Origin of the sequence: Vibrio fujianensis (genome assembly GCF_002749895.1) — a bacterium.
Lineage (GTDB): Bacteria > Pseudomonadota > Gammaproteobacteria > Enterobacterales > Vibrionaceae > Vibrio > Vibrio fujianensis.
In genome coordinates, this window is record NZ_NBUS01000054.1 from 445795 (window position 1) to 448704 (window position 2910).

The following is a 2910-nucleotide window of genomic DNA, read 5'->3' on the forward strand; positions in this document are numbered from 1 at the left end:
CTAGGTATTATTGGAATGAAATTTGCGTCTTAACGTTTTGTTGAACCAAATAAAACGCAGTGCTGAGGCACTGCGTTTTGCAATTATAATAGCAATATAGACTTACAGAGCGGTTACTTGAGTCGCTTGTGGGCCCTTTTTGCCTTCTTCAACGTTGAAGCTCACTTTTTGGCCTTCAGCTAAAGTTTTGAAGCCATCAGAAACGATAGAATTAAAGTGTACGAATACATCTTTACCGCCGTTATCTTGAGAAATAAAACCAAAACCTTTAGTTTCGTTGAACCATTTTACTGTACCAGTCGTATTACCAGACATAGTCACCTCTATATATCTTAAGTGTTAATTGAATTAGTTTTTGGCTGAGACAAGCTATTGAATGGTCGATCTAGGTGCAGTTGACACAGGTATAACGAAAGGTTTCGCGACTTGTATAACACTAAACTTACACTGAATTTACATTAACAACTCTTCTTTAAGAGCCGAGTGATACTATACACGGAGTAATTTAAATAGCTAGCACTATTTTTTTATTATTTGAATTTATACATCTCAATGATTATGGATGAGAGCGAAATATGGTACGCATTAGAAGTAGCAATAGACAGTGAATGTTACAGGACGAGATCTTCTCGTCCTGCTCAATTGTTAATCCGCTTTTTTTACCCGAATTTTACTTTTAGCGAATAACGTTAAGTTAAGTGCGCTGATGGCTGATTTTGCTTCATCATCATTTGGCATCGTTACAAAGGCAAAACCTTTTGATAGACCAGTTTCTTGGTCAAGGACTAAAGTACACTCGGTCACTTGTCCAAAATCGGTGAAGAGTACTCTTAACTCATGCTCAGTCGTGGTACGAGCAAGGTTTCTAACTAACAGTTTCATGATAATTGATCTTGTATGGATTGACATACCATTGTCGCAGCTAATGGTTCAGAAACCAAGACAATCCCAGTAAATGTTATTTGGCACGTTCTGCTTTTTACTTTAAGTTTCTGCTTTATTACTTTAAATAGTGTTCAACATCAGGGCAAGAACAGATAAGGTTACGGTCACCATAGACATTATCAACCCGGTTAACGGTTGGCCAATATTTGTTGGCTTTAACATGGGAAGATGGAAAACACGCTTGTGTTCTTGAGTAAGGATGTGACCATTTGTCTTGTGCTAAATCAATCAATGTGTGTGGGGCATTGACCAATGGATTATCTGTGATCGACCAATGGCCGAGTTCGATCTGCTTAATTTCTTCGCGAATCGCTATCATCGCCTCACAAAAGCGGTCCAGTTCGGCAAGACTTTCTGATTCTGTTGGTTCAACCATGAGAGTGCCTGCGACGGGAAAAGACATCGTTGGTGCGTGAAATCCGTAGTCCATCAGGCGTTTCGCAATATCTTCCTCGCTAATCCCAGTTTGCTCTTTAATGGGGCGGATATCAATAATACATTCATGAGCGACTCGTCCATGTACCCCTCGATAAAGAATAAGGTAATAAGGACGTAAACGTTCCATGATGTAATTTGCATTCAATATCGCCAATCGAGTCGCTTGTTCAAGGCCTTGTGCTCCCATCATGGTAATATAAGCCCAAGAGATAGGGAGCAGGGAGGCACTGCCTAAATGTGCAGCCGATACTGAAAAATGCTCGCCATCCCCGCCTTGTTGAATATGACCCGGAAGGAAAGGCGCTAAGTGGGATTTTACCCCAATCGGTCCAACACCTGGGCCGCCACCGCCATGAGGAATGCAGGAATGCAGAACGTTTTGTGCAAGTTCAGATGAGAAACATCAGAGCCAATAAAACCCGGCGACGTTAAGCCAACTTGCGCATTCATATTCGCCCCATCCAGATAGACTTGCCCACCGGCAGCATGAACCTGTTCACAGACTTGGCGGACCTGTTCTTCATAGACGCCATGTGTAGACGGGTAAGTAATCATAATGGCAGAAAGGTGGTCGCGGTATATGTTAATCTTTTCTGAAAGATCGCTCAGATCAATGTTACCAAGACGGTCACAGCGCACGACAACAACCTTCATAGATAGCATGGATGCTGTCGCAGGGTTTGTACCGTGAGCTGAACTGGGAATTAAACAAACATTGCGATGTCCCTCGCCACGGCTTTGATGATAACGTTGGATCGCAATTAGCCCCGTATATTCACCCGATGCGCCTGAATTGGGCTGTAAAGAAAAGGCATCATAACCGGTGATTTCACACAATTTATGTTTTAGGTCATCAGCTAACGCAGCATATCCAGCAGCTTGTTCTTTAGGTGCAAATGGATGTAACGACGCGAATTCGGGCCAAGAGATAGGGATCATTTCTGCTGCCGCGTTTAATTTCATGGTGCAGCTACCCAGTGGAATCATGCCATGTGTCAAAGAAAAATCTTTGTTCTCTAATTGTTTTAGATAGCGCATCATCTGCGTTTCAGTATGGTAGGTATTAAATACTGGATGCATGAGATAGTTGGATCGTCTCTGACATGAGTGAGGAATGGCGGCGAATTCATTTTCGGCAATTTTAGTCGATAGGTCATCAATCGATGCTTCGACCTCAAAAAGAGCAAATAAGGTTTTAATGTCGGCTAAGGTCGTTGTTTCATCAAAACTGATCCCTAACTGATGCGGCCATTTACGCAAATTGATATTGGCCTCCAAAGCTAATTGGTAGTATTTTTCTGTTGCATCGCCGGTCTGGATCGTCAAGGTGTCAAAAAAAGTATGCTGAGCCAATTCGTATCCGGCTTTTGTCAGTCCTGCCGCAAGGATGGCAGTATAATGATGAGTTCGACGAGCAATTTTTTTAAGCCCATCTGGACCATGATAGACCGCATATAACCCAGCCATATTGGCTAATAGAGCTTGTGCGGTACAAATGTTGGAGGTGGCTTTTTCTCGTCGAATATG

2 protein-coding genes and 1 pseudogene are annotated in these 2910 nt (G+C 42.5%); all 3 read right to left on the reverse strand.

Features of this window, described 5'->3' with window-relative positions; all coding sequences use genetic code 11:
• Positions 1 to 102: 102 nt before the first annotated feature.
• Positions 103 to 315, reverse strand: a complete 213-nt coding sequence (cspE, locus tag B7C60_RS15110) for a transcription antiterminator/RNA stability regulator CspE (RefSeq protein WP_099612363.1) — start codon at positions 313 to 315, stop codon at positions 103 to 105.
• A 330-nt stretch (positions 316 to 645) separates the two neighbouring features.
• A complete protein-coding gene (locus tag B7C60_RS15115) occupies positions 646 to 882 on the reverse strand; it encodes an RNA recognition motif domain-containing protein (protein WP_099612364.1) in 237 nt (78 codons plus the stop codon).
• Between the two features lie 118 nt (positions 883 to 1000).
• Positions 1001 to 2910 (reverse strand): annotated as a pseudogene (gene gcvP, locus B7C60_RS15120) (aminomethyl-transferring glycine dehydrogenase); the annotation flags it as partial.

What these genes read in the sequence shown, in the direction of transcription:
- cspE (WP_099612363.1), bottom strand. Translation starts at nt 315, where the DNA reads ATGTCTGGTAATACGACTGGTACAGTAAAATGGTTCAACGAAACTAAA.
- B7C60_RS15115 (WP_099612364.1), bottom strand. Translation starts at nt 882, where the DNA reads ATGAAACTGTTAGTTAGAAACCTTGCTCGTACCACGACTGAGCATGAG.